The sequence below is a fragment of the Pontibacter amylolyticus genome (genome assembly GCF_014638845.1).
Lineage (GTDB): Bacteria > Bacteroidota > Bacteroidia > Cytophagales > Hymenobacteraceae > Pontibacter > Pontibacter amylolyticus.
This window is the reverse complement of sequence record NZ_BMFP01000010.1, coordinates 85370-110656: the sequence shown is the minus strand read 5'-3', so window position 1 is coordinate 110656 and position 25287 is coordinate 85370. Positions and strand designations below refer to the sequence as shown.

Below are 25287 nucleotides of genomic sequence, written 5' to 3'. Positions count from 1 at the left end.
ACGACGAAGCTTATACCTGACACTGGCAACGGCGGGAAAGTCCCCCTTCGAAGGGGGCAGCGGGATGTTAATCGGGCACGGGTAATTGAGGCGACAATGCCTATACTTACGAACTGGCAACGGCGGAAAGTCCCCTCCTTGGATAAGGAGGGGTAGGGATGGTTTGACCCGGTACTGCAAAGAAACTGCTGCAGCTACGAAGCTATACCTGTAAAGTAGCAACATAAAACTTCCCTCTTGGGAGGGGCAGGGGTGTGTAATAGCAACTGCTTAACCTCCCTCCAACCAAGATCCTTTGAGGATGACAGATGGAGAGGGACTAGCGGCAAAAGTACCACTTCGATGGGAACAGGGGGATGATAACCAAGCACACTCCCATCTCAAAAAGGGGAAAGCCTGGCAACTCAATCAAACACCCACTGCAGCACAAAATGCGAAGGCAGGTAAATGCAGATTGGGAAAAACAATAGGGACAGAGCAAAGTACAGTCCCTTAGGTATAGCGGTTTGTGGTTCGCTGCCAAAGCCGTATACCCAGTTTACATTCTCTTTGGGGTCGGTGAGGAAGTAGCTGAGCGGGAGCACGACCCAGGCCAGTGCCGTTTGGTACCAGATTGCGCGGGTATCGTAACCCCACTCCATCAGCAGCCAGATCACGATGGCCGGCAGAAAGACGTGAAACAGCGACAGCCCACGCAAAAACAGGCTCTTGTCCGGATGAAACATGTAATCGCTTAGGCCCAGCAACTCCCTGCCAGTGAGCAGGCGCCCGAAATAGTCCACGTTCCAGATAAGCTCCAATCCCAGCACCCCGACAGCCATCATGCTCAGCAAAAGGTGGTTTTCCGTCCAGAGCACGATGCCCACCGAGAACAGCGCCACATCCGAAAACCATAGGAAATTGCCCGGACCATAGTGCTTCCAATACACCGGCACCAACACCAGCAGGAATAAGGTATAGGCGATTGGCAACCAGAGTGGGATGGTTTCTGACATGAAAACACAAGCGATTGATCGATCCCCTTATACCTGATTTCCCTGCGAAAGGATGAAAAGAGTTTGGGTGAGGCGTCAAATTATACCTGACAGCTAACAAATGACCGCCAGACAAGTAAAACAATGTAAAGACTTGATTGATAACGGTTTAAAATATTGGCTTATGAAACGGGAAGATTTAAGTATCAGGAGGGCGCTGTTTTATTTTTTAGTGATACTGAGCGGTTTTGCTTACGCCTGCGACGACGACGATGAGGAGGATCTACTTGAAAGTGAGGTTGAATTCACAAATGTAGGGCTGTCCGGAGAAAACGAGGTGCCGGCCGTTGCCACAAGCGGATCGGGTTCCCTCACCGCTACCTACGACCGGAGCACCCGGGTATTGACATATAATTTTAGCTGGACACTCGGCAGCACGGCTGACAACACGGTAGGTATACACTTTCATGGTCCGGCCCTTGCCACCGAGAGCGCTCCTGTCGTGATACCGATCGAAAATCACCCCACCAGCCATACCGGTTCGGTGACAGGCACGACGCGGAAGTTAACCCAAACTGAAGAAGAGCAGTTACTCGACGGCAGGTGGTACCTGAACATACACAGCACCGCTTACCCGAACGGTGAGTTGCGCGGGCAACTGCTGCGTGGTGAGAACTAATGATGTAACGGTTTAGTAGTGTCCTTTTGTGATAGCCTGTTTGACAATAAGGCAGGTATAGGTGTACCTTTGTGGTAAATTAAGACACATTATGCATTTGGCTACTACCGAAGCTACCGTACAAATACTCGATTTCGAACCCCAGCACGCCGGCGCGTTCAAAGCCCTAAACGAAGAGTGGATCACCCGTTATTTTGTGATGGAAGAGGCCGACCACAAATCGTTGGGTAATCCGCAAAGCTACATCATCGACAAGGGCGGGCATATCCTGATGGCCAGCTACCAGGGCGAGATCGTAGGCACTTGTGCACTGATCAACGATGGCGATGGCGTGTATGAACTGGCTAAAATGGCGGTGACTCCCAAAGCACAGGGCCTCAAGATCGGGAAGCTTTTAGGCGAGGCAGCCATCCGGAAAGCCTGTGAGGTCGGTGCCCGCATGGTATACCTGGTGTCGAACCGCAGGCTCGAAACAGCCCTGAACCTGTACCGTCGCCTGGGCTTTGTGGAAGTACCCATGCCGCCCAGCATTTACGAGCGAGCCGATATCAAAATGGAATTACCTCTGTAAGATATAGGTATAGAAGGTATAGCCTTTAGATCAGGCTGGATTGGCGGTTTACATCCTGGCGGGCAACGCCCACTGTCATCCAGCAGCCTTTATACATGCCTTTTCGCTGCTTGGCCAGTATGAACAGGTAAGGCACCTGCTCCCCACTTGCCCCTTTGATAACGACCAGTTGGTAAGCCGTGTCGTCTGTTATCACCATCTTACCGGTTTTGTATGAAACGAAGTTGAGCATGGGGCTGTAGGCCGGGTCACGCACCATCATCCGGAAGTGGTTGAGCGGTCCTAAACTTACCCGGCTGGTTGGCGACGAGAAATTAAAAACCGTGATGATGCCACTATCCGTCATGTCGTTTCGTTGGAGGGCGTAAAGCTGAATTTTGATGACTTCGCGGGGAGAAAGGGTCTTGGAGGGCTTCAGAAACCGGGCTTTTGAGTTCATAACCGTTTTGGCTTCGTCCGAGGTGTAGCGTACATGATCTTCCGCATTCATCTCGGGCATAGCCGGAAACTGCACCCACAGCAACACCAGCAACACGACCCCTACACCGAGTAGGAGTTTGTCGTATATGTTTTCAAACCCTCTCATGTTCAATATGTACTTTATATAGGGCCAATAAGTTGTTAATAAAGCATTCCGCTATGTGAACCGCCCTTTTTTGCGGGTAAAAGCGCTTGCGCCTGTATCAAATTGAGAGGATTGCGTATAAAAGTTGGATTTTTACTCTATGCTCCATTTTCTGACATACCTCTTCCAATCGATACGCAACTGGCTGGGCAGGCAGCCGGTCGTGCAGCGCTTCTACCGCCGATTCCCAAGGCTTTCCAGTTTTCTGCTGCGCCGCTTCGATACCACGTCTTTTATTGGGTTGCCGCTATCTATCCTGGTGCTGGCCATAGGGGTAAACGCGGCACTGCTCTCCCAACTTGCCGAAGATGTCATCGAATCAGAGGGGGTCGTGCATGTTGACAAAGCGTTCACGGACTTCCTTTACAGCATGCGCAGCGAGTGGCTGAGCCAGACGTTTTATGCCCTCACGCAACTGGGTACCCGGGAAGCAGTTTTCGCCGTCGGCGGTTTGGCCTCCATCGTGTTTTTGTACAACCGGCGCTACACAGCGGTGCTGGCCTTCTGGCTAACCATGGCGGGTACAGGGCTTTCGGTGCAGTATGGCAAGAAGTTTATCAGCCGCGATCGGCCCACCGAGGTAGCTTTCTATCCGGAGCATAATTTTTCTTTCCCGAGCGGGCACGCCACAACCAGCATGGCGCTTTGGGGGATACTGGCCTATTTCGGATACCGCCACCTGTACCGGAAGCGCTTGCGCAATGCAGTGGTGGCCGGAACCGGCGCGCTGATCCTGCTGATAGGTTTCAGCAGAATATACCTGGGCGTGCACTTTCTTTCGGATGTACTGGCGGGCTTTCTGCTCGGCGCCATGTGGGTGCTGTTGGGGATCAGTATCGTCGAAGTGATGAGCTACTTCAGAGCACGGAAAAAGCTGCATGCTTCTCCATAGAATATAGCCCTTATTCTATCTCTTTGGCGGTTTCTGCGTACAACACCTGACGCATACTTACAATCATGAATTACCGCACCCTTTCAAGGTCAGGCTTCCTGGCCCTGTTCCTATACCTGTTACTAACGGCGACCACCGTGCGCGCCTATGGCGTGCTCACGCACCAGGCCATTATCGATGCCGCCTGGAAGGACTCCATCGAGCCCCTGCTACGCAAGCGTTTTCCCAAGGCCACGGACGAGGACCTGCAAAAGGCACACGCACACGCCTATGGCGGCTCTATTGTGCAGGATATGGGCTACTTCCCGTTTGGTAACACCTTCTTCACCGACCTGACGCATTATGTGCGCAGCGGCGATTTTGTAGAGAACCTCATCAAGTCATCCACTACGATAGAGGAATATGGCTTTGCACTTGGCGCCCTGTCGCACTACAATGCCGACATACACGGTCACCCACTCGGCACCAACAAGGCGGTGGCATTGGTATACCCCAAAGTAAAAGCTGAGCATGGGCAAGTGGTGACGTATGCCGAAGACCCCGTATCGCATATTAAGACTGAGTTTGGATTCGATGTATTGCAGGTGGCAAGGGGCAATTACGCACCAGAGGCATATCAGTCTTTTATTGGGTTTGAGGTGTCGAAAGAACTGCTGGAACGGGCCTTCCTGGAGACCTACGGACTTGAGCTAAAGGAAGTGTTTCTAAACTTGCCGCTGGCGATCGGTACGTACCGCTATACCATCCGTGGTTTTATACCCGACCTGACCAAAGCCGCCTGGCAAGCCAAGAAAAGTGACATACAGGAGGCCAGTCCAGGTATAACCCGGCGTAAGTTTCACTACCACATGAAGCGCGCGGAGTTTAACAAGACCTGGGGCACAGACTACGACAGACCCAACATATTCGCCCGCTTCGCAGCCTGGATCATTAAAGTGCTTCCCAAATTAGGGCCTTTCCGGACGCTGGCCTTCAAACCCCCGACCCCAGAGGCCGAAAAACTGTTTTATCACAGCTTTAACACCACCGTTGAGCATTATACAAAACTTCTAAAGCAGCTCCGGCAACAGGACCAGCTAAAGCTGGCCAACAGGCAGCTCGACACAGGAGAGCCCACAAAACCTGGCGGCTACAAGCTTACCGATGAAACGTACGCTGAGCTGCTGCACAAACTCGCCAAATCTGACTTCAAGAACACAAGCCTGGCACTGCGACAGGATATCCTGCAATTCTATCAACCCCGGGTAGCGCTGCAGGAGGTGGAGAAGGAAGACCGTGCCGAATTGAAAGAAGACCTGAAAAAGCTGCAGGCGTATCAGTTGTAGAAAAAGGCCAGGCGTTTAAGCTCGCAGGTATATAGAACATAAATAAGCACATGGGTATTGCTGCCGGGAAAGATTGCTGGTCTGCTGATTTTCGTATAATTATAGCAGGTCGAATTTGTGCGCACAGGGGAATATGAGGAGCGACTGAAACCCTAAGCCTTAAAACGCGATACATATAAGTCTGACACCCTGCATAAAAGGCCAACTGTGGACGCATGACAGGGTGTGCATGTGTTTAATTAAAACAAACATAACTATGGAAAACAAAACGAATAAGAATTCGCAATCGAATCAGAATCCATCAGCTCAGAGCAGCTCACAATCAAATACATCCAATATGGGCTCCAGCCAGTCTTCCGCTTCAGGCTATAACAGCGGTAGTCAATCATCTTCCAGAAACGCATCCGGAAGCAGCCAGCAGTCTTCTGCATCAGGCAAGTCGAACTGGAAGGACACGTTCAAGAAGGAGAACCTGAACAACCTGACAGGAAAGCTGCAGGAATTTGGCAACAGCACCATGAACAAAGTGAATGGTCTGAGCACTACCCAGAAGGTAGTGGGTGGCTCTTTGCTGGCGCTGGGCGCAGGCTGGGTAGCCATGAACTCGATGAACAAAAACAAATCAGCCAAACTGGGTTCCAGAAGTGCGAGCTCACAGGACAAGCTGAACAGAAACCTGAACAAGAACAAGGGAAGCAACAGATAGTTGCTCCAACGATAAAGCTACATGGCAAAAAGCCGGGTGATCAACCCGGCTTTTTGTTTCGTGGGGCTACAGCAGACAGATAAATTCTGCGTATAGCAACACAAAGACCTGAATAACTCTATGAAGAAGCGAATACTATGGAAATAAGCAAAGCACTGGTAAGCGGACTGGCAGGGGCCGTTGTTTTAACAATCACACACGAAACCCTGCGCAGGCTTGTGCCTGAAGCACCCCGGATGGATGTGCTGGGAATGCGGGCCATTTCAAAAATTATGAAGAAGGCGGGTGCACAGCCTCCTGCCGATGATACTTTGCGCAGCTGGGCCATGGTGGGCGATGTGATCTCCAACTCACTCTACTACAGCCTGGCCGGAGCCGGCAAAGACACCTGGCTGCGTGGCAGCCTGCTGGGAGCCGGAGCAGGGGCAGGCGCTGTGTTGCTGCCCGGTCCGATGGGCCTCGGCACTGACCCGAGCAACCGCACCAACACTACCCGCGCCATGACAGTAGGACTATACCTGCTGGGTGGCCTGGTGGCCGCCGCCGTGGGCAGCGCCCTCGCCTGCGACGACAAAGACTGCTGATATTCGAAGTAAGGTATTAGACGGTGCTCTGCATCTGCGCCATTCTACTGCGGTAGATTGGCGCAGATGCAGAGCACTTCTTTTTGTGGGGTAACGGGCTCGTAATCGGGCTGCGTATACTCTTTCATGTATATCACCTGCAGTTCTTTTATGGGGTTTTGGGGATGTGCCTCGTTCCAGCGGCGCACCAGGTAGTTGCAGTAGTAAGGCCTCAGGAAAGCATAGTTCACAAACAGGTAGTTCTCGGAGTACTTCCGCCAGCGGTCATTCTTAAACATGCTCATCACGGAGGCGGGCTTGGCGTAATCAGCTTCCTTCCCCTCCCGGTTCAGGTCTATTAACTGGCCGTTGGCTGCGTGGCCTTCCAGCACATACCAACCGTCATCCTTAAAAACGGCCGGGGCAAACATACCCCAGCGCTGGTCTACGCGCAGCAGGTTGCCAAACCAGGTGGTGGACTCCGTCATGGCCGGCACCCGTACAGTGGCTCCTGCCAGGTTCCACCAGATGCAGTAGATCAGCACAAAAGTCACAAATCCCTCCCGGGCGTAGCGCAGCTGATTCTTCGAAAGCAGCGGCTTCTGCATGCTGATCTCCAGCCGTAGCTGAGCCGGGCTCTTAAAGCCCTTGAAGATGCGCTGAAACTGTCCTGAAAAAGGCCTTCTGAAGGATGTAAAGAACTTCCGCTCGGCCCAGTTCATGGCCTGTGGCGGGAGCAGACCGGAGATGGAGGCGATGTTGATGAGGTAAAACAGACCGACAAACAGAGTCAGGCTGATGCTGATGTGAAACACAAACAGCACACCGATGACAACGAGCCGCCAGACGTGATTATAGAAAGGGATCAGCAGCAGAAAGGGTAGCAGCAACTCGGTATACCAGGCACTGAGCGTCAGGAACTTCAGGAGCTCCGGGTAAGGGTATATCAGCTTGCCGACAGGCATCAGGATCTGGTCGAGGCTGAGCGCATAGTACAGGGCGGTGCCGTCGGTGTGCCACTCCGGTGAACTCTTGAGCAGGGCCGTGCAGAAATACACCAGGAAAATCTGCATGATGTACGCCACTGTGGCCGCACTGAAATAGGTCGTTTGCTGTAGCGGAGGAGCTTCCGATTTGACGGCATCATAGCTGTAAAATTTGCCCCAGGGCAGAAACATCCCCCAAAAGAGCAGCATGCGGAGCAGGTCATCACCGCCCTGCGCTATAAACGTGTTCCGGTTTTGCAGCGAGACGAGTAGGACCCAACTGACGATGGTGGCCGTGCGGGTTTTATAGCCCAGCAGCAGGCATACCGCAAATACGGCCGCTACCAGGAAGAGCAGGGCCTGTACCTGCCAGAGTCCGCTCAGGGTATGAAAGGAAAAGTGGTAAGGGTTCCAGCCAAACTGGTGTAGCACATGCAACGGCAACACGCCCATGTTGGAATAGTGCGCCTCCAGGTCGGTTGCCCGTATGGCCAGGTCCGTGAGGATAATCCCGGCTACCCAGATCCGCATGATGGCCAGTGCACGAAGGTCAACTGTAAAAACCTTTCGGAGGTATCCTTGCAGTTGATTCATGATGCTTCAGGTATAAGGTTGAATAAAACAAAAAGGCAAAGACCGGGAGGTGCTTGCCTTTTTGCTTGTGTGATCAGAAGAATAACGCCTGCTATCTTGGAGCTGTACCCATGGTGGTAGTTCCGGTAGTGGAGCCGGTGGTTGTACCGCCGGTAGTAGTTGTGCCGGTTGTAGTGCCAGTCGTCGTTCCAGTTGTAGTACCAGTCGTTGTGCCCGTAGTAGTACCGGTGGTAGTTCCAGTGGTTGTACCGGTCGTGGTTCCTGTAGTAGTTCCGGTTGTCGTACCCGTTGTTGTTCCGGTTGTGGTACCTGTGGTCGTGCCAGTAGTTGTACCGGTGGTAGTTCCGGTTGTAGTGCCTGTGGTCGTACCCGTAGTGGTTCCAGTAGTTGTGCCGGTTGTCGTACCAGTCGTCGTACCCGTAGTGGTTCCAGTAGTTGTGCCGGTGGTAGTTCCGGTCGTTGTGCCAGTGGTCGTTGTACCAGTAGTTGTAGTTCCGGTTGTTGTGCCGTTCATATCGGTATCCGTTGCATCAGTACCAGTAGTAGTGGTGTCTGCACAACCGGTCATTACCGTTGCCGCTACAAATGATAGAGCGAGCATGTTTACAAATGTCTTTTTCATAGTTCTTGTTGTTTGTAATACTGTAAAATTAGATTTCAGTATCCTGTTTACGGAACTAGTGCTATTTAGATAGCTTTTTTTGTGTAAATAGATTGGATAAAACCTGTTTCGATGCCCGATGCAGGTTTTCAGGAGTACTTATATAGACATAGACGAAATGGAGCGGATGCGGTTTTAGCCAAAGCGCTGGCTGCCAGTCTGTTGGTGGAGATACTCTTTTCTGGCCACCTCCAGCTCCTCTATCAACTCCTGGCGCTGCCGTTTCAGGCTTTCTGCCACCGGGCTGTTGCTCAGGAAGAGTCGTAGCAGCAGCCAGCGCTCCCGCACACGCAGCAGTGTGTTCCAGTAGCGCAGCGCGAAAAAGCCCGACAGCGGCAGACTGATCAGGTATAGCAACAGGTATAGGGTGCTCGGCCAGAAATGCCACAGGATGCCCGCCTGTAGTGCATATAGTATCGGAAATGAAAAAATGCCTACCGACAGCATGATCGGCGCCCTGAACTCCTGCTCCTCTGTCAGTGCATCGGCTACTCTGGAAGGTATAATGTAGGCCAGGTAATTGTTGATAAGCCCGTACAGGTATAGCGGCATGGTGAGCGTCAGTAGCAGGGTGCGGGCGAGGGTCTGACGGAGCAGCACGTTGTTTTCCTCCACGGTGGGGAGGCGCTGCAGGTCCAGTTCCTCAAGCTGCTGGTTATACGACCGCATCCTATCCCGGAACCGCTCCACCCGTGTCGGCTGCGTTTCCAGAAAGTGCGCCAGCCCTTTTATTATAGCCCTTGTCAGCAGAAAGTCGCGCACGTGGCGAGGGGCATCCAGAGGTGTTTGGGCTGCCAGTTTTTCTTTGTATACCTGCTCTATCTGCTGTACAAGCGTGTCCTCGTCGTCGGAGGGGGTTACGACGATCAGTTTCTCGAGCTGCCGCCGGATATGGTCCGTCAGTTCGTTAACGGTCCCCTTTTCATCCTGCTGGTACTGCGCCAGGTAGGGGGCGATGGCAATGGGTTTTCCCACGTTCACAAACACATCGCTTCGGAAGCGGGTAGGGTCGGAGTAGTTGAGGCCCACCGGGAGTATCTGCAGGTCAGCCACCTCAGGCAACTGTGCCACGGCGCCCAGTGCCATCCGGGCCGTGCCTGTCCTGAGCTTGCGCAGGCGCCTTTCAATAAAACTAGTGCCCTCCGGAAAGATAAGGAGCGTTTTGCGGCCTGCCAAGGCCTGGTAGCTGGCCTTGAAGGCGGCTTCATTGTCTACCGGCAAGCCCGGCTGGTCCTGACTGCGGTGAATCGGGATCAGGTTCATGCGGTAGAGGAGCCAGTTATGCAGCGGCGAACTGAACACGGTGCTCTTGGCGATAAAGTATACCTGCTGGGGAAGCAGCGAGGCGATCACGATCGGGTCCATGAACGTGTTGGGGTGGTTGGCCACGACCAGCAGCGGGCCTCGCGTGGGCATCAAATGGCGGTTGCGCACCACAAACCTCCGGAAGAACACCCACAGGCCTGTGCGTAAGATCAGCTTTAAAACAAGGTATAGCATGCGCGCTTTTCAGGTATAAGCAGTAGCCTCACCGGGGTATAGGCCTGCGTTTAGCCTGACAATATAAGCAATATCTTTTATAGCCGGATGATGGGGAAAGCAGAAGAAAGCAGCTTAAATCAGGGTATGGCTGGCGGTTAAGCGTGTGCCAGGCAGATCCGGGAACTGTGGTCTATTCCTCAGAAGTAAGCCAGTCGTAAGCGGAGGTTAGGTCGTCAAACTCCCGGGTTTCGAAGGGGAGCGGGGAGGAGCTTTTGAAAAACACCTGCTGGAGTTGTCGGTGGGCAGCAGGGTCGAAAGGGTTGAGGGAGGCGGAGCGCTTGAGCGGGAGTTGGCTGAAAGCCTGGGCGTACACGTCGCGGGTCCAGGCCAGGTCATCGGGGTCCAGGGGGGTAAGGAGGCGGCTGTCGGTAATAGCGTAGGGCGCTCCCAACTCCCGGGCAAGCCTGATCAGTTTGATGAGCGCCTGCCTGTACTGCAGGCTGCTGCATTTGCCATACCACTGACTCAGCAGTACATGGCTGGCTACGTGGTACTCTACGAGCAGATAGTCCGTCTGGAAGTAAACCATAATCTGTGGCGTTAAACCGGTGAATCCCAGCCTAATAATACAGATTAATTGTATTAGTGGCAACCTTTTTTCAGATAAAAAAGACGTTCTTTATATTGTAATAATGCTATATAATGCTGCTGGTTTCGTGATTTTGCTGCTATTGTTTGGTGAAAAAGTCTTTTTAGATTTCTCACGCAGTTTAATGGCCCAAAGCAAACGACAAAAGCCGCAGATAACAGCACCTAATGCTGTTATCTGCGGCTTTTCTGTTCAGCAATATTTTATTTTGTTCTTAAATTATTGGCGTTGCTGCCGTCCAGCTTACGGGTGTCTTCCTCATTTTTGGCTGCGACATTGCCTCCTTCCTCTGCGCCTTCCGGCTCAGCGTCTAATATGTCGTGCTCTTCTTTTTTGATGCCCTCCAGCGGCTCGGGGTTTTCGTCAGGCAGACGCTCGCTTTCATCAGAGTTGGTAATAATATCGTCTTCGCGTGGTATTTCCATGGTTCTTCAATTTAGGTTATACCTTATGTACGTAGCGCGGGCGCAAGGTTTTTATTTAGGCTGTGTTAAAGTATGCTGCTTCCGCAATTCACTTTGGATCCGTCAAAGAAACGGACTTCAACGAGAGCGCCGGGTATACAACTCGGGTAGCGGCCAGAAAAACCAGGTCGCCTACTAAACGCATCAACCCCAGTGTGTTGTCAAGAAGAATGATCAGCAGGTATAGATCTTGACGGAGTAAAGAATAATTTGCTTAATGTAAAATATGTTTTACTTTTAGTAAACAAATTCGTACATATACCCAAAAAGCCTATGAAAGAAGTAATGCCCCCGATAAAGTTGCTGCCCTATAGGTATAAGCGCTACGGCCTTTGGGTACTCATAGCAGGTGTCCCCTTTATGACGCTCTTAACCTTCGTCTTGATCAGTATAGGGCTCATACCAAGAAACGATGCTTTTTTTGATGAATGGTCAAAACCGATCATATACTACCCCATCATCATTGGGCTGGCGCTGCTCAATTTCTCGGAGGAGAAAGAGGAGGACGAGATGGTGCAGCATGTGCGCTACCAGGCGTTTATGACGGGTGTGCTATACCTGATAGTCGGGTTACTGCTGCTTCCTCTGTTCACTAACATAGTTAGGCTGTTGGAGGGCAGAGCGATTGGCATGCCCGACGTAGGGGGGATGCTCGGTGCACTGGCGCTGCTACTTGTTTATACCTATGGTTATTTCAGGGTCAGACTCCATCAGATCCAGAAATCCCTCGAGGCAGATGAGGAATAACATCAAAGTAGAGCGGGCCAAAAAAGACATGACCCAGGAGCAACTGGCCGAAGCCTTGGGCGTGAGCCGCCAGACCATCAATGCCATCGAAAAGAATAAATACCTACCTTCCACGCTGCTGGCTCTTAAAATGTCGGACTTGTTTGGCATGACCGTAAATGAGCTTTTTATACTCGAAGAAGGCGATTAGCGGACAACAAAAGGCTTTGGTCCAGGTACAGCGTGTGCCCCGTGTTACAAAAAAGATAGCCTTCCAGAGCATTTTTCGTTTGTGAGCCCCAACATTTTGCGGTAACTTTGGGCAATTTATACCTACCCATACAAATGCCTAAAGACACCAGTATTAAATCCGTTCTGATTATTGGTTCTGGCCCCATCGTTATCGGCCAGGCCTGCGAGTTTGACTATTCCGGTTCGCAAGCGGCACGCTCCCTTCGTGAAGAAGGCATCGAAGTGACGCTCATCAATTCAAACCCCGCCACTATTATGACCGATAGTGTAACAGCGGATAATGTGTACCTCAAGCCGCTTGAGAAGAAGTACATCATTGAGATTCTGGAGAAGCATAAGATTGACGCCGTGCTGCCTACCATGGGCGGACAGACGGCCCTGAACCTGGCCATCGAGTGCGATAAGGCCGGCGTTTGGGAGAAGTATGGCGTTCGCATCATCGGTGTGGATATCAGAGCCATCGAGACCACCGAAGACCGCGAGAAGTTCCGTTTGAAAATGCTCGAGCTCGGGGTGAATGTTTGCAAGGGAGAAACAGCTACCTCGTTCCTGGAAGGAAAAGAGATAGCGCAGGAAATCGGTTTTCCACTCGTTATTCGCCCTTCGTTTACCCTTGGAGGTACGGGGGGCGGTTTTGTTAATACCCCTGAGGAGTTCGACGCGGCCCTGACCCGCGGCCTGCACGCTTCGCCTACGCACGAAGTGCTGGTGGAGCAGAGCATCATGGGCTGGAAAGAGTACGAGCTCGAACTGCTCCGCGACAACATCGGCAACGTCATCATCATCTGCTCTATCGAGAACTTCGACCCCATGGGCGTGCACACCGGCGACTCCATCACGGTAGCGCCAGCCATGACCCTGCCCGACACCATCTACCAGCAAATGCGCGACCTGGCCATCAAAATGATGAACGGCATCGGGCAGTTTGCCGGCGGCTGTAACGTGCAGTTCTCCGTGAACCCGGAAGACGACACCATCATTGCCATTGAGATCAACCCACGCGTATCCCGCTCTTCGGCGCTGGCCTCTAAAGCAACCGGTTACCCGATTGCCAAGATCGCCGCGAAGCTGGCCATTGGCTACAACCTCGACGAGCTGAAAAACGCCATCACCAAGACCACCTCGGCTTACTTTGAGCCGGCGCTGGACTACGTGATCGTGAAGATACCGCGCTGGAACTTCGATAAATTTAAGGGCGCTAACCGCACCCTGGGTCTGCAGATGAAGTCTGTGGGCGAGGTGATGGGCATTGGCCGTACCTTCCAGGAGGCGCTGCAGAAAGCCTGCCAGAGCCTCGAGATCAAGCGCAATGGCCTGGGTGCCGACGGCAAGGAGATGACCAATTACGATGAACTCATCTACAACCTGAAGAACCCGAGCTGGAACCGTTTGTTCTGCATCAAAGATGCCATGCGCATCGGTATACCTACCAGCACCATCCAGAACCTGACCAAGATCGACCCTTGGTTCCTGTCGCAGATCGAGGAAATCGATATGCTGGAGAAGGAGATGGAGAAATACACCCTGGCTACCTTGCCGGGCGAGCTGCTGCGCGAAGCGAAGGTGAAAGGCTACGCCGACCGCCAGATTGCGCACATCCTGCGCTGCCTCGAGAGCGAAGTGCATGCCGTGCGCATGGAACTAGGTATACAGCGTGTTTACAAAATGGTGGATACCTGCGCCGCCGAGTTCGAAGCCAAGACACCCTACTTCTACAGCACCTTCGACGGAGAGAACGAAAGCGTGGTGAGCGACAAGAAAAAGATCGTGGTGCTCGGCTCAGGCCCGAACCGCATCGGACAAGGTATAGAGTTCGACTACAGTTGCGTGCACGGTGTGCTGGCGGCCAAGGAGTGCGGCTACGAAACCATCATGATCAACTGTAACCCGGAAACGGTTTCAACGGACTTCGACATTTCGGACAAGCTGTACTTCGAGCCGGTGTTCTGGGAGCACATCTACGACATCATCCTGCACGAGAAACCGGAAGGCGTGATCGTGCAGCTGGGTGGACAGACCGCCCTGAAGCTAGCCGAGAAACTCGACCGCTACGGCATCAAGGTAATCGGTACGAGCTACAAGGCGCTTGACCTGGCCGAGGACCGCGGCTCTTTCTCTTCCCTGCTGCGTGACCTAGGTATACCATACCCTCCGTTCGGCGTGATCGAGACAGCTGAAGAGGCGCTGGAGCTGTGCAAAACGTTGAAATTCCCGCTGCTGGTGCGCCCAAGCTACGTACTCGGTGGCCAGAGCATGAAGATCGTGATCAACGAGAAAGAACTCGAAGCCCACGTGATCGACCTGCTCAAAGACCATCCGGGCAACCAGGTGCTGCTCGACCACTTCCTCGACCATGCCATTGAGGCAGAGGCCGACGCGATCTGCGACGGCGAGGACGTGCACATCTGCGGCATCATGGAACACATCGAGCCGGCCGGCATCCACTCCGGCGACTCGTACGCGGTGCTGCCGCCGTTCGACCTGAGCGAGAACGTGATCCGAAAGATCGAAGACTATACCAAGCGCATCGCCCTGGCATTGGACACGGTAGGTATCATCAACATACAGTTCGCCGTGAAAAACGAAGAGGTATACGTGATTGAGGCTAACCCTCGTGCGTCGCGTACTATCCCGTTCATTGCGAAGGCCTACCGCGAGCCGTACATCAACTACGCGACCAAGATCATGCTGGGCGAGAAGAAGGTGAAGGACTTCAACTTCAATCCGCACAAACAAGGCTACGCCATCAAAGTACCGGTGTTCTCCCACAGCAAGTTCCCGGAAGTGAACAAGGAACTCGGCCCGGAAATGAAGTCCACAGGCGAGGCGATCTACTTCATCGATAACCTGCAGGATGACTACTTTGTTAAGGTATACTCTGAGCGCAACCTATACCTGAGCGTATAGTGCTTGTTCTGTAATATGTAAAAAGCCCTCTTCTGAAAAGGAGAGGGCTTTTTGTTTTGTTGGAACAGCATACTAATTGCCCTCACGTCCCGCAAGTGTGGAGATGCTTTTCTTGCTTTGTAGCAACTGTCGCAGCAGGTATAGCAACTAGTATTGTTGTATAGCTTCGCCTGTGTGGCGGGCATCCCGAAAGCTTTCGGGACAAAAAAATCAAGACGATTTTGAACTCGCTGACCGCTCAAACAAAAAATCGTCATTGGTGCACCTGGCTGAGGTGATCTGCTTCATAGTTTCCAGGGCAAGTTGGTCTTGCTATACCCGCCAGTGGTGTGTGACGTCTACAACAGTGCTTATACCTGTAGAGTGGCAACTGCATAAAGTCCCCCTTTGAAGGGGGCAGGGGGATGTTAATCGTGCACGGGTCATAAAGCAACGAAGCTATACCTGTAGCGTAGCAACAGGCTCCCCGACTGGGGGTAGGGGCCCCCTTCAAGAACAAGGAGGGGTGGGGGGGTGAAACCGGCAATGCGTGTGTTTCAGCAGCCCTTTCTATACCTGAAAATGGGCAACGGCCAAAAAATCTCCTGTATTGGGAGGGGACAGGGGGAGTAATGTCCAGGTGTGTTGTAGTTGCTACCTCACCTGCTGCCACCAAGATTTTTACAAGATGGCAGGTGGGGAGCAGTAAGTTGAAAGTCGCATTGGAGGTAAAGGCCATCGAAAAAGAAAGGGCAAGAGGATGGCAATCGTGCACAGAAATCCTGTAAATCCATAAATCCTGTAAATCCTGATTCAGACAGTTTAAACCAGCCGCCAGAGTCCGCCCGATAGCTCACACCCGCGGGACGCGAGCGAGGGCGGAGATAACTCATATTCCGAAAACGTTCGTGACAGAAGCAGTGTACACCCACAACCCCAATTTTCAAGCGAAATACAAAATCCGTATCTTTGCACAAGCCCCGCCGAAATGGCAGGAAAAACTTTTTGGCAGGGGAATTGTATCCGAACAGGTACTGTTTTTGTTAACTAATAGACGGCCGACGTTTGCTGGCTATACCTTAACCGACTATTATGAAGTTCATATTCATCACCATACTTGTTATCCTTTTTCTCAGATTAGCTGCTCCTGTCCTGTTTCGCTGGTTACTGGCTTTCTTTGTGAAGAAGAGCCTCCGCAACGGCACTTTCTTCTACAGCAACATGAACCAGCCACGCCCTGAGCCGCAATCGAATGGCAACGGCCGTCAGAAGGGCGGCGTGAAAATCGACTACATACCGGAGCAGCCGGACCGCAAGGATTTCAACGGCGGCCAGTACGTCGATTATGAAGAAATAAAATAAAAGCCCTATCTTTCAGCTCTATTCTGAGGTTTCCTGAAAGATATGACAGCTTCTATTGACTTTAAGCGCGATGTGCTCCCGCACCTTATCGCGGTTCTGATTTTCCTTGTTCTTACTGCCGTATATTTTGCTCCTGTCCTGTTCGAAGACAAGGCGATGGCGCAGCACGACATTCTGCAGTTTAAGGGCGGCGCCAAAGAGATACAGGACTACCGCGAGGCCACCGGCGAAGAAACCCTCTGGACAAACTCCATGTTCAGCGGCATGCCCTCATACCTGATCAACACCCGCTATTCCGGCGACCTTTCAGGATACATCCATAGCATCCTGACCTTCAACATGCCGGCCATGGCGGGCAACATCTTCATCACGCTGCTCTGTGCCTACTTTTTGCTGGTCACGCTGCGGCTCAATACCTGGGTGTCTGTCATCGGCGCCATTGCCATTGCCTTCACTTCCTATAACTTCATCATTCTGGAGGCGGGCCACAATACCAAGTCACTTACCATTGCCTACATCCCGCTGGTGCTCGCCGGTATGTTCTATGCCCTCCGGCGGAACGTCTGGATAGGGGCTGCCATTTTTGCCTTGGGCCTCACACTCAACCTGCATTTTAACCACCTGCAGATGACCTACTACATGCTCCTGATGGTGCTGGTGTGGATGGTGGTGGAGCTCATTTATGCCATTAAGGAAGGCCGGATGGCCGACCTGATCAAACGTGGTCTGGTGCTGGCCGTGGCAGCGGTGCTGGCCGTGGGCGTGAACTTCGGCAGACTTTATACCGTGGCCGAGTACAGCCAGCACAGCATCCGTGGTAAATCGGAGCTGAGCGTGGCCAACAGCGGCGACAAGACTTCCAGCGGCCTCGACCGCGACTATGCCTTTAACTGGAGCTACGGCGTGGGCGAAACGATGACGCTGCTTATACCTGACTTCTATGGGGGCAGCAGCAATAACACCCGCCTTGACAAAGACTCGCAAAGCTACCAGGCGCTCTTGGGGCTGGGTATGCCGCCGGTGCAGGCGGAGCAGGCGCTCGAGCAGGGCCTGCCAACTTACTGGGGGCCCCAGCCGATGACGAGTGGTCCGGTATACGTAGGTGCTATCGTGGTTTTCCTGTTCGTGCTGGGCTGTTTCATTGTGCATAAGCCAACCCGCATCTGGCTGATTGGTGCCACTATCCTGTCGATTGTGCTGGCCTGGGGCAAGAACTTCGAGGCCTTCAACTACTTCATGTTCGACTACTTCCCGGGCTACAACAAGTTCAGGGCGGTATCGTCAGCCCTGATCATCGCTCAGATTACCATACCGCTGCTGGGTATACTGGCGCTTTACAAAGTGATCCGTGACCGCGACCTGATCAAGGACTTCGACAAGAAACTGCTGATATCCGGAGGTATAACCGCCGGCGTTTGTTTGCTGGTATGGGTGTTTGCCGGCTCGGCGAGTTTTGTGGGTACTGTCGATGCGCAGCTGCAGCAGTCGTACTTCCCGCTCGATGCCATCCGGGCCGACCGCGAAAGCATGATGCGCTCCGATGCGCTGCGCTCGTTTATCTTCATCGCATTAGCGCTGGGTCTGCTGTACTTCTATCTGAAAAATAAACTCTCGGCTACGATGGCCATGGCAGGTATAGGTTTACTGATACTGGTGGACCTGTGGAGCGTGAACAAGCGCTACCTCAATGATGGTGACTTTGAGAAGCGCGTGGTGGAGAACTACTTCCAGCCAACCAAAGCCGACCAGATGATCCTGCAGGACAAAGACCCGCACTACCGCGTGCTCTACCTGCCGAATCCGTTTAACGATGCCCGTACCTCCTACTTCCACAAGTCGGTGGGTGGCTACCATGGCGCCAAGCTGCGTCGCTACCAGGATGTAATTGACCGCCACATTGTGCAGAACAACCTGGAGGTGCTGCGCATGCTCAATACCCGCTACGTGATCACAGGCGATCCGCAGCAGCCGGTGCAGCGTGTGCCGGGCGCACTGGGCAACGCCTGGTTTGTGAGCGAAGTGAAAACGGTGAACAATCCGGATGAAGAAATTGAGGCACTGAACGGACTGGACGCCAGCACGACCGCTGTGGTGGACGTGTCGAAGTTCAAGACAGCAGCTGCCAACTATAATGCCGAAGGCTCTACCATTGAGCTGACCGAGTACCAGCCAAATGCCCTGACTTATGCGGTGAATGCGGCGCAGGCCGGTCTGGCAGTGTTCTCGGAGGTATACTACGCCGACGGCTGGCAGGCCTACCTCGACGGAAAGCCGGTAGACCACATCCGGGTGAACTACATTCTGCGCGCCATGGAAGTGCCGGCCGGCAAGCATACCATCGAGTTTAAGTTCGAGCCGAAATCCTACGCGATTGGCAATACTGTATCATTGATCTCGTCGATTCTGCTGCTGGCAGTGCTGGGTGGCGCCATTTTCTATGGGATGCGCCGCAAGCCGGAAGAAGTAGAAAAAGAAGTGATCGTATAAATTGAGGCCCCGGTATTACAGATCGGGGCCTTTGTTTTAAAGCGCATGGAAGCACCGCTGCAACAGCTGCACAGCAAGGTATGGGAGGAGCAAGGTATAGCGCTTTGGGTGAAGCGGGAGGATCTGCTGCACCCCACCATATCGGGCAATAAGTGGCGCAAACTAAAGTACAACCTGCAGGAAGCAAAGCGGCTTCAACACGATACACTGCTCACTTTTGGCGGAGCCTACTCCAACCACATCATGGCAGTCGCGGCGGCAGGGCAGGAGTTTGGTTTCAAGACCATCGGCATCATCCGTGGAGAGGAGCACCTGCCGCTTAACCCTACGCTCAGTTTTGCTACAGCGGCAGGGATGGAACTGCACTACATTTCCCGCGAGGCTTACCGGCAGAAGACTGACGCTGTATACCTGGAGCAACTGGCCGGGCAGTTCGGACATCCTTACATTATACCTGAAGGTGGCACAAATGCGCTGGCCGTAAAAGGCTGTACTGAAATTGTGTCAGACATCTCCGTTGAATTCGACTACATCTGCTGCGCCAGTGGCACAGGCGGTACACTGGCCGGCATCATCGCCGGGCTTGCCGGCAGAAGGCAAGTGCTCGGCTTTCCGGCTCTAAAAGGGGGCGATTTTCTAAAGGAAGAGATCGAGCAGTTGATCAACAGGTATAGCGGGCAACACTACGACAACTGGCAGCTAATCACTGACTATCATTTCGGCGGTTATGCCAAAGTGAAGCCTGAGTTGTTGGATTTTATGCGCAGTTTTCAGCAGGAACACAGTCTGCCGCTGGAGCCGGTGTATACCGGCAAAATGTTCTACGGCCTGGTTGATCTGATCCAAAAAGGCTACTTCCCGGAAGGCAGCCGCATTGTGGCGGTGCATACTGGCGGTTTGCAGGGCAACGCGGGTTTTAAGGAGCGCCTGGGCCTGGAGGTATAGGATTTGAACTTTAGCACCATAATTGCTGTGTAGGCAATAGAAATCAACCAAGAAATGTATTTTTTCATGCCCCTTATCCGCTCTCTGTTCCGTCTGCTACCCTTTATTCTGCTACTTTTGGTGGGGTGGTATGTTTGGCGACAAGTGAAAGACACTTTTGGCCCCGACGAGAGGCAACCTGAAGTGATAGTAAACCACAACACCATCCTGACCACAGTGGAAGAGCTCGGAAAGATGGAACTGGTGCGCTATAATTTTAAGGATGTGGTGGAGTACGAGAAAAACGTCTCGCGCTGGGTGCCGAACTCGAAAGTGGTGCTGATTGTGACAGGAGAGGCCGTCGGCTGTATCGATTTCACGAAGCTGACTGAACAGGATATTGTGTTCCAGGGCGACTCACTGGTGCAGATCAGTCTGCCGGAGCCGGAGCTATGCTACTACAAGATCGACCACAGCAAATCCAAAGTCTTTTCGAAGGAGAACACGTATTTCCAGGACGCCGACCTGGTGCAGGAAAGCTACCGCTATGCCGAATCCAACGTGAAAGAAGCGGCCATCAACGCTGGCATCCTGCGTCAGACGCAGGTAAACGCCGAGAAGGTGCTCAAGCCTATTTTAGAGGAAGTAACAGGCCGTAAAGTGGTGCTGGTGCCGCAGCGACGGATCCAGAACCCTGAAATGCCGAAGAAGCGTTGATTACAACCGGTTCGGTTTTTTGATGGTTGTTAGTCAGCTATAAGAAATGCCGTCACTCCACTTGTCTGGGAGCGAATCTAACTAGACTGCTACTTAGTTTAAGGGGGTTGCTACCGGGCAGAAAGGCGTGTCTTCTGTTTTCTTCCTATCAAAAGATACAGGATGGCTCCTAAAACAGGCAGGAAAAGGATGACAATCACCCAGACCAGCTTGTTGGTGCTGTCGCTAAATTCGCTCGTAAGCAGGTCAACCAAGGCCCAAAGCAATAGAATGATGGGCATACCCAGGAAAAACAAGATCAGCATTAATTCTGCTCCTCCTAGTCCGCCGATAAATAAAAGGCTGTTTAGCATCATGTTAAGTTAGTTTTCGTGTGATATTTCTCTATACAAATTGTACTGCAACACAAGTCTTCACGCCACACCTGTGCGGACAGGCTGCTGGGACAAGTCATTACAGTTTACTAATATAGGAATTCTTTATTATAGTCTGATAATAAGGCAAACTTTTATTCCAGCTTCTTCAGCGCATCCTGCACCAGGTCACTTTCATAGCCTTTGCTCACCAGGTAATAAGTCAGCTTCTGGCGGCGGGCGAAGGGGTTCTTTTCTTTTTCGGTGGCGTTCTTTTTCTCGAGGAGCTGTAACAGGTTCTGCTCATACACGTCGTAGTCAATTTCCTTTAGGCCCTGCTTGATGCAATAGTCTGAGATGCCTTTGGCTTTGAGGCCCTGCACGATCTTGCGGCGACCCCATTTTTTGAGGCCGTACTTGCCGCGCACGTAGGCCTGGGCGTAGCGTTCCTCGTCCAGCATTTTCTCCTGACCCAGGCGCACAATGATCTCTTCCACATCATCCGGTTCCAAACCGTAGGTATAGAGTTTGGTTCGCACCTCCTGTTGGGTCCTTTCCTGATACGCGCAGTAAGCCGCCGCCTTGATCAGGGCCTCTTTCGGGGTATAGGTTTTCTGTTTTTTCTGTCGTTCCAAATCGTTCGTTTTGCTCCTGGTTAAAACAAGTACAGGGTCACAAGAGTTGCGCTTTTCGAAGCAATCAACAATTTAACAATCTAACAATTAAATCAACAACTAATCTGAATTCCCCGCACCTTTGTGGCTTCAAAAATTAACTTGGGTATGTTTTCAAAGGGAGTCAGGTACATGCTGCTGTCCACGTTTTTTTTCGCGCTCATGAACGTGTGCGTGAAGCTGATGCCGCATATACCTGCCATGGAGATTATCTTATTCCGCTCGGCAGTGTCGATTGTGATCAGCTATTTCGCGCTGAGTCGTCAGAAAGTGAGCGTATGGGGCAATAACCGGGGACTGCTCATCATGCGCGGCCTGACGGGCTCTACGGCGCTCGTGCTTTTTTTTAACACGCTGCAGAACCTTCCGCTGGCCACAGCCGCCACCATGCAGTACCTCTCGCCGATCTTCACGACCATTCTGGGTGTTTTCATTGTCAAAGAGAAGGTCAAGCCCTGGCAGTGGGTATTCTTTGCCATCTCTTTTGCGGGGATCATCGTCATTGAGGGGCTCGACGCCACGGCCGACTCACTTTACGTTTGGATGGGGGTGGCGAGTGCCCTTTTCTCGGGACTGGCTTACAGCTCCATCCGCCGGCTCAACACCCGGGAGCACCCGCTTGTGATCGTGTTTTATTTTCCGCTGGTGGCCCTGCCTATTGCCGGTGTGTACTCCGCCTTTAACTGGGTGCAGCCTGAGGGTTGGGACTGGGGCATTCTGTTGCTGGTGGGCATCCTTACGCAGCTGGGCCAGTACTACATGACCATGTCGTATCAAGCCGAGGAGATCTCCAAAGTAGCCAACCTGAACTACATCGGTATTATTTATGCGCTTTTGTTGGGCTTTGTTTTGTTTGACGAGCATTTCCAAGTGGCCACTTATGTAGGGATGTTCCTGGTGCTGGTGGGCGTGATCCTGAACGTGCGCTACAAAAACCGACTGTCCCAGCGCGAGATCGAGGCCCACGAAACCAGGCTGCCCAAGGTATAGCGCTGAGGTCCTCCACGCTTAAATTCTGAAAAAGCAAAACACGATGGGCAGGTTTTGTCGTTAGTTCTTAAATTGTGAAACCCAACAATCAAACTAAGAGCCTACTGTACATGCGCCCTGCTTTGCTGCTTTTCCTGCTATACCTGTTGCCGGCCATCACCATGGCGGGTACACTGCGCGGGCGCATCACCGACGAAAACAACCAGGGCCTGCCGTTTGCCAGCATCTACATCAAGGAAACAGCCAGCGGCACCGCCTCCAATGACCAAGGCAATTTCCAGCTGCAATTGCCGGCTGGTACCTATACCTTGGAGTTCAAGTATGTCGGGTACAAAGCCCGCATCGAAACCGTGACCATTGGCGAGGGCGCGCAGGAGCTAAATGTGCAGCTGCTGCCCGAGGTGCTCAACCTGAAAGAAGTGGTCGTAAAAGCCGCCGACGAGGACCCGGCCTACGGCATCATGCGCAACGCCATCCGGCTGCGCAAGTACCACCGCGACGAGGTGAATGCCTGGAGTGCCCGCGTGTATATGAAAGGCGTGGCCCGCATGGACAAGGTGCCCGGCAAGGTGTTGGGCGTGCGGGTAGTGGATGTGGACACGGGCATCGTATACCTGTCGGAGTCGGTGTCGGAGCTGCATTTCAAAAAGCCCAACAAGGTGAACGAGCGGGTGATCTCCTCCAAAGTAAGCGGTAAGAAACAGGGCTTCAGCTTCAACCAGGCCTCGGAGATGAACATCAGCTTTTATGATAACCTGCTGAAGGTAGAAGGCCTGAGTGAGCGGGGTTTTGTGTCGCCGCTGGCCAACAACGCGCTCTTCTTCTACCGCTTCGAGTACCAGGGCGCTTTCGAGGAAAACGGGCGCACCATCAACAAGATCAAAGTCATACCCAGGCGCAAAAACGATCCGGTGTTTCAGGGCAACATTTACATCGTGGACGGCTCCTGGCGCATCCACAGCACGGACCTCACCCTCACCAAAAACGCAGGGATAGATTTCGTTGATTTCATCCGGGTGCGGCAGGTATACGCGCCGGTGCAGGAAGAGGTGTGGATGCCGGTGTCGCAGCGCTTCACGTTCGAGGCTTCGGGACTGGGCTTTAAGGGCGGGGGCTATGCGACAGGCGTATACTCCAGGTATAAGGTGCAGCCTGCCTACAGCCGTCCGCCAGCGGTGGTGGAGCCCGAGCCGGAAGTGGTGGAAGATGCCGTAGCCGTGGAAGTGAAGCCCGCCCGGCGGAAGCGGGCACGGGTGATCGAACCCATCGCCGCAACACCCGAAGAGCAGCCTGCCATACACGACGAAAAGCTTTTCAGCCGCGAGGTGCTGGTCGTGGAGAAAGAAGCCAATACCCGCGACTCAGCCTACTGGGCGGAGATCCGGCCGGTGCCTCTCACCGAGGAAGAGCAAACCGACTACCAGCGCAAAGACAGCCTGGAGGAAATTCGCGAGTCCAGGGTATACAAAGACTCGGTGGACCGCATCCGGAACAAACCAACTTTTGGCAGTTTTTTTACGCGCGGCTATACCTACAATAACACCTACGAGCGCCGCTTTTTCCGGATCGACCCGCTGCTGAGTTTGACGGGCGGGCCGAGCGTGCTGCAGTACAACACGGTGGAGGGTACCGTGCTGAACGTGGGCATGGAGTACCGGCAGGACTTTGAAGACCGGCGGCGCTATGAAATAGAGCCCACCATCCGCTACGGCCTTGCCAACGAGAAACTCAATGCCAAACTGCGCCTGAGCTATACCTACGATCCCATCAAACGGAGCTCGGTTTCAGTCGAAGGAGGCCGTTTCGTGGATCAGATCAACTCCACCAACCCGATCTCGCCGTTTGCCAACACGGTCTATACCTTGCTGATGGAGCGCAACTACCTTAAACTATACCAGCGCGACTATGGCCGGGTGAACTACCGCTCCGAAATTCTGAATGGCGTCACAATCCTTGGATCGCTGGACTACAGTCACCGGATGCCGCTGCAGAACTCCACCGACTATACCTTCCGGGAAAGCAGCAGCGGCGGCTTCACCTCCAATGTGCCCGAGAACGCCGAGCTGGCCGATGCCGCCTTCGATCCGCACCAGGCCCTGACGGCGGCCTTCACCGTCGCTTTCCGTCCGGGCATGAACTACATCTCCCGACCCGACCGCAAGATCAACATCGGCTCGCGCTGGCCTACCTTCTCGCTGGGCTACCGGGGCGGTATCAAGGCACTGGGCGGCGATGTAAGGTATACGACCCTGGCGCTTCGCATCTCCGACGACTTCAGCCTGGGGTTGCTGGGCAGCAGTGAGTTTAGCTTTACCGGTGGCACGTTTTGGGGCAAGGAGAACATGCAGCTGATGGACTACCGCCACTTCAACGGCAACCGCACGGTGTTCGCGGGCGTGTATACCGGCTTCCAGCTGCTCGACTACTACAGGTATAGCACCAGCAACCGCTACCTGGAAGGGCACTACGAGCACCACTTCAATGGCTTCCTGTTCAACAAGATCCCGCTCTTCCGCAAGCTTAAGTGGCAGGAGGTGGTGAGTTTGCATTACCTCAACACGCGCGAGTCGGAGAACTACCTGGAACTGGGTCTGGGGATAGAGCACATCTTCAAAGTGCTGCGCGTCGATTTCTTCACGTCGTTTCAGGAGCGGCAGAAAGTGCATACCGGCGTTCGGTTCGGGTTTGGATTTTAAGGTATAGTGCCGGGTGAATGCTGTTTTATAACCAAATCCACAGGATGGC

At 53.1% G+C, this 25287-nt stretch carries 24 protein-coding genes; 15 read left to right on the top strand and 9 right to left on the bottom strand.

From position 1 onward, the window contains the following. Nucleotides 1-404 precede the first annotated feature (404 nt). Nucleotides 405-995 (bottom strand): membrane-associated protein, encoded by a 591-nt coding sequence (locus IEV97_RS19650; RefSeq protein WP_188503195.1) that lies wholly within the window; start codon nt 993-995, stop codon nt 405-407. A gap of 163 nt (nt 996-1158) precedes the next feature. Between IEV97_RS19650 and IEV97_RS19645 the strand changes: the two genes are divergently transcribed. Next, nucleotides 1159-1653 carry a CHRD domain-containing protein gene (locus tag IEV97_RS19645; protein WP_188503194.1) on the top strand — a complete coding sequence of 165 codons (495 nt, stop codon included), beginning with the start codon at nt 1159-1161 and terminating at the stop codon, nt 1651-1653. A 91-nt stretch (nt 1654-1744) separates the two neighbouring features. After that, entirely contained in the window at nt 1745-2224 is a 480-nt protein-coding gene (locus IEV97_RS19640; RefSeq protein WP_188503193.1) for a GNAT family N-acetyltransferase, read from the top strand. 25 nt (nt 2225-2249) lie between these two features. On the opposite strand, the gene IEV97_RS19635 is transcribed toward IEV97_RS19640, so the two are convergent. Continuing rightward, nucleotides 2250-2810 carry a DUF4864 domain-containing protein gene (locus IEV97_RS19635; protein WP_188503192.1) on the bottom strand — a complete coding sequence of 187 codons (561 nt, stop codon included), beginning with the start codon at nt 2808-2810 and terminating at the stop codon, nt 2250-2252. A gap of 139 nt (nt 2811-2949) precedes the next feature. Between IEV97_RS19635 and IEV97_RS19630 the strand changes: the two genes are divergently transcribed. From IEV97_RS19630 to IEV97_RS19615, 4 genes are all read left to right on the top strand, one after another. Further along, a complete protein-coding gene (locus tag IEV97_RS19630) occupies nt 2950-3741 on the top strand; it encodes a phosphatase PAP2 family protein (protein ID WP_188503191.1) in 792 nt (263 codons plus the stop codon). A 65-nt stretch (nt 3742-3806) separates the two neighbouring features. Next, nucleotides 3807-5066 carry a zinc dependent phospholipase C family protein gene (locus tag IEV97_RS19625; RefSeq protein ID WP_188503190.1) on the top strand — a complete coding sequence of 420 codons (1260 nt, stop codon included), beginning with the start codon at nt 3807-3809 and terminating at the stop codon, nt 5064-5066. Between the two features lie 256 nt (nt 5067-5322). Then, the gene (locus IEV97_RS19620; RefSeq protein ID WP_188503189.1) at nt 5323-5772 is read left to right on the top strand and encodes a hypothetical protein; all 450 of its coding nucleotides are present in this window, start codon (nt 5323-5325) and stop codon (nt 5770-5772) included. A gap of 137 nt (nt 5773-5909) precedes the next feature. Further along, entirely contained in the window at nt 5910-6356 is a 447-nt protein-coding gene (locus tag IEV97_RS19615) for a hypothetical protein (protein ID WP_188503188.1), read from the top strand. A 44-nt stretch (nt 6357-6400) separates the two neighbouring features. Here the strand turns inward: IEV97_RS19615 and IEV97_RS19610 are convergent, their stop codons facing one another. From IEV97_RS19610 to IEV97_RS19590, 5 genes are all read right to left on the bottom strand, one after another. Next, nucleotides 6401-7915 (bottom strand): HTTM domain-containing protein, encoded by a 1515-nt coding sequence (locus IEV97_RS19610; protein WP_188503187.1) that lies wholly within the window; start codon nt 7913-7915, stop codon nt 6401-6403. 91 nt (nt 7916-8006) lie between these two features. After that, nucleotides 8007-8537 carry a hypothetical protein gene (locus IEV97_RS19605; protein ID WP_188503186.1) on the bottom strand — a complete coding sequence of 177 codons (531 nt, stop codon included), beginning with the start codon at nt 8535-8537 and terminating at the stop codon, nt 8007-8009. A gap of 174 nt (nt 8538-8711) precedes the next feature. Further along, nucleotides 8712-10076, bottom strand: coding sequence for a lysophospholipid acyltransferase family protein (locus IEV97_RS19600; protein WP_188503185.1), 1365 nt, complete (start codon nt 10074-10076; stop codon nt 8712-8714). Between the two features lie 172 nt (nt 10077-10248). After that, on the bottom strand, nt 10249-10647 hold the full coding sequence (locus IEV97_RS19595) for a hypothetical protein (RefSeq protein WP_188503184.1): 399 nt from the start codon (nt 10645-10647) through the stop codon (nt 10249-10251). A gap of 263 nt (nt 10648-10910) precedes the next feature. Continuing rightward, complete coding sequence (locus tag IEV97_RS19590) at nt 10911-11132, bottom strand: hypothetical protein (RefSeq protein WP_188503183.1); 222 nt, start codon at nt 11130-11132, stop codon at nt 10911-10913. A 312-nt stretch (nt 11133-11444) separates the two neighbouring features. Between IEV97_RS19590 and IEV97_RS19585 the strand changes: the two genes are divergently transcribed. The 7 genes from IEV97_RS19585 (at nt 11445) to IEV97_RS19555 (ending at nt 20525) form a co-directional block, all read left to right on the top strand. Further along, nucleotides 11445-11918, top strand: coding sequence for a hypothetical protein (locus IEV97_RS19585; protein WP_188503182.1), 474 nt, complete (start codon nt 11445-11447; stop codon nt 11916-11918). After that, the gene (locus tag IEV97_RS19580; protein WP_188503181.1) at nt 11908-12108 is read left to right on the top strand and encodes a helix-turn-helix transcriptional regulator; all 201 of its coding nucleotides are present in this window, start codon (nt 11908-11910) and stop codon (nt 12106-12108) included. The genes IEV97_RS19585 and IEV97_RS19580 overlap by 11 nt, the downstream gene beginning before the upstream one ends. A 134-nt stretch (nt 12109-12242) precedes the next feature. Continuing rightward, the gene (gene carB / locus IEV97_RS19575; protein ID WP_188503180.1) at nt 12243-15056 is read left to right on the top strand and encodes a carbamoyl-phosphate synthase large subunit; all 2814 of its coding nucleotides are present in this window, start codon (nt 12243-12245) and stop codon (nt 15054-15056) included. Between the two features lie 1071 nt (nt 15057-16127). Beyond that, a complete protein-coding gene (locus IEV97_RS19570; protein WP_229734053.1) occupies nt 16128-16397 on the top strand; it encodes a DUF4834 family protein in 270 nt (89 codons plus the stop codon). 42 nt (nt 16398-16439) lie between these two features. Further along, the gene (locus tag IEV97_RS19565) at nt 16440-18884 is read left to right on the top strand and encodes a YfhO family protein (protein WP_229734052.1); all 2445 of its coding nucleotides are present in this window, start codon (nt 16440-16442) and stop codon (nt 18882-18884) included. A 45-nt stretch (nt 18885-18929) separates the two neighbouring features. Continuing rightward, nucleotides 18930-19829, top strand: coding sequence for a 1-aminocyclopropane-1-carboxylate deaminase/D-cysteine desulfhydrase (locus IEV97_RS19560; protein WP_188503179.1), 900 nt, complete (start codon nt 18930-18932; stop codon nt 19827-19829). Nucleotides 19830-19883: 54 nt separating this feature from the next. Further along, complete coding sequence (locus IEV97_RS19555; protein ID WP_229734051.1) at nt 19884-20525, top strand: DUF4230 domain-containing protein; 642 nt, start codon at nt 19884-19886, stop codon at nt 20523-20525. 110 nt (nt 20526-20635) lie between these two features. On the opposite strand, the gene IEV97_RS19550 is transcribed toward IEV97_RS19555, so the two are convergent. Beyond that, complete coding sequence (locus IEV97_RS19550) at nt 20636-20881, bottom strand: PLD nuclease N-terminal domain-containing protein (RefSeq protein WP_229734050.1); 246 nt, start codon at nt 20879-20881, stop codon at nt 20636-20638. Between the two features lie 152 nt (nt 20882-21033). Further along, a complete protein-coding gene (locus IEV97_RS19545; protein ID WP_188503178.1) occupies nt 21034-21513 on the bottom strand; it encodes a regulatory protein RecX in 480 nt (159 codons plus the stop codon). A gap of 147 nt (nt 21514-21660) precedes the next feature. On the opposite strand from IEV97_RS19545, the gene IEV97_RS19540 reads away from it, so the two are divergent. Further along, entirely contained in the window at nt 21661-22542 is an 882-nt protein-coding gene (locus IEV97_RS19540; RefSeq protein WP_188503177.1) for a DMT family transporter, read from the top strand. Nucleotides 22543-22652: 110 nt separating this feature from the next. Continuing rightward, complete coding sequence (locus tag IEV97_RS19535; RefSeq protein WP_188503176.1) at nt 22653-25238, top strand: DUF5686 and carboxypeptidase regulatory-like domain-containing protein; 2586 nt, start codon at nt 22653-22655, stop codon at nt 25236-25238. Nucleotides 25239-25287 lie beyond the last annotated feature (49 nt).

Coding starts and splice junctions, on each gene's coding strand:
- IEV97_RS19555 (WP_229734051.1), top strand. CDS start 19,884: ATGTATTTTTTCATGCCCCTTATCCGCTCTCTGTTCCGTCTGCTACCC.
- IEV97_RS19600 (WP_188503185.1), bottom strand. CDS start 10,076: ATGCTATACCTTGTTTTAAAGCTGATCTTACGCACAGGCCTGTGGGTG.
- IEV97_RS19625 (WP_188503190.1), top strand. CDS start 3,807: ATGAATTACCGCACCCTTTCAAGGTCAGGCTTCCTGGCCCTGTTCCTA.
- IEV97_RS19605 (WP_188503186.1), bottom strand. CDS start 8,537: ATGAAAAAGACATTTGTAAACATGCTCGCTCTATCATTTGTAGCGGCA.
- IEV97_RS19595 (WP_188503184.1), bottom strand. CDS start 10,647: ATGGTTTACTTCCAGACGGACTATCTGCTCGTAGAGTACCACGTAGCC.
- IEV97_RS19610 (WP_188503187.1), bottom strand. CDS start 7,915: ATGAATCAACTGCAAGGATACCTCCGAAAGGTTTTTACAGTTGACCTT.
- IEV97_RS19615 (WP_188503188.1), top strand. CDS start 5,910: ATGGAAATAAGCAAAGCACTGGTAAGCGGACTGGCAGGGGCCGTTGTT.
- IEV97_RS19580 (WP_188503181.1), top strand. CDS start 11,908: ATGAGGAATAACATCAAAGTAGAGCGGGCCAAAAAAGACATGACCCAG.
- IEV97_RS19550 (WP_229734050.1), bottom strand. CDS start 20,881: ATGATGCTAAACAGCCTTTTATTTATCGGCGGACTAGGAGGAGCAGAA.
- IEV97_RS19645 (WP_188503194.1), top strand. CDS start 1,159: ATGAAACGGGAAGATTTAAGTATCAGGAGGGCGCTGTTTTATTTTTTA.
- IEV97_RS19560 (WP_188503179.1), top strand. CDS start 18,930: ATGGAAGCACCGCTGCAACAGCTGCACAGCAAGGTATGGGAGGAGCAA.
- IEV97_RS19630 (WP_188503191.1), top strand. CDS start 2,950: ATGCTCCATTTTCTGACATACCTCTTCCAATCGATACGCAACTGGCTG.
- IEV97_RS19650 (WP_188503195.1), bottom strand. CDS start 995: ATGTCAGAAACCATCCCACTCTGGTTGCCAATCGCCTATACCTTATTC.
- IEV97_RS19590 (WP_188503183.1), bottom strand. CDS start 11,132: ATGGAAATACCACGCGAAGACGATATTATTACCAACTCTGATGAAAGC.
- IEV97_RS19540 (WP_188503177.1), top strand. CDS start 21,661: ATGTTTTCAAAGGGAGTCAGGTACATGCTGCTGTCCACGTTTTTTTTC.
- IEV97_RS19620 (WP_188503189.1), top strand. CDS start 5,323: ATGGAAAACAAAACGAATAAGAATTCGCAATCGAATCAGAATCCATCA.
- carB (WP_188503180.1), top strand. CDS start 12,243: ATGCCTAAAGACACCAGTATTAAATCCGTTCTGATTATTGGTTCTGGC.
- IEV97_RS19585 (WP_188503182.1), top strand. CDS start 11,445: ATGAAAGAAGTAATGCCCCCGATAAAGTTGCTGCCCTATAGGTATAAG.
- IEV97_RS19640 (WP_188503193.1), top strand. CDS start 1,745: ATGCATTTGGCTACTACCGAAGCTACCGTACAAATACTCGATTTCGAA.
- IEV97_RS19565 (WP_229734052.1), top strand. CDS start 16,440: ATGACAGCTTCTATTGACTTTAAGCGCGATGTGCTCCCGCACCTTATC.
- IEV97_RS19635 (WP_188503192.1), bottom strand. CDS start 2,810: ATGAGAGGGTTTGAAAACATATACGACAAACTCCTACTCGGTGTAGGG.
- IEV97_RS19570 (WP_229734053.1), top strand. CDS start 16,128: ATGAAGTTCATATTCATCACCATACTTGTTATCCTTTTTCTCAGATTA.
- IEV97_RS19535 (WP_188503176.1), top strand. CDS start 22,653: ATGCGCCCTGCTTTGCTGCTTTTCCTGCTATACCTGTTGCCGGCCATC.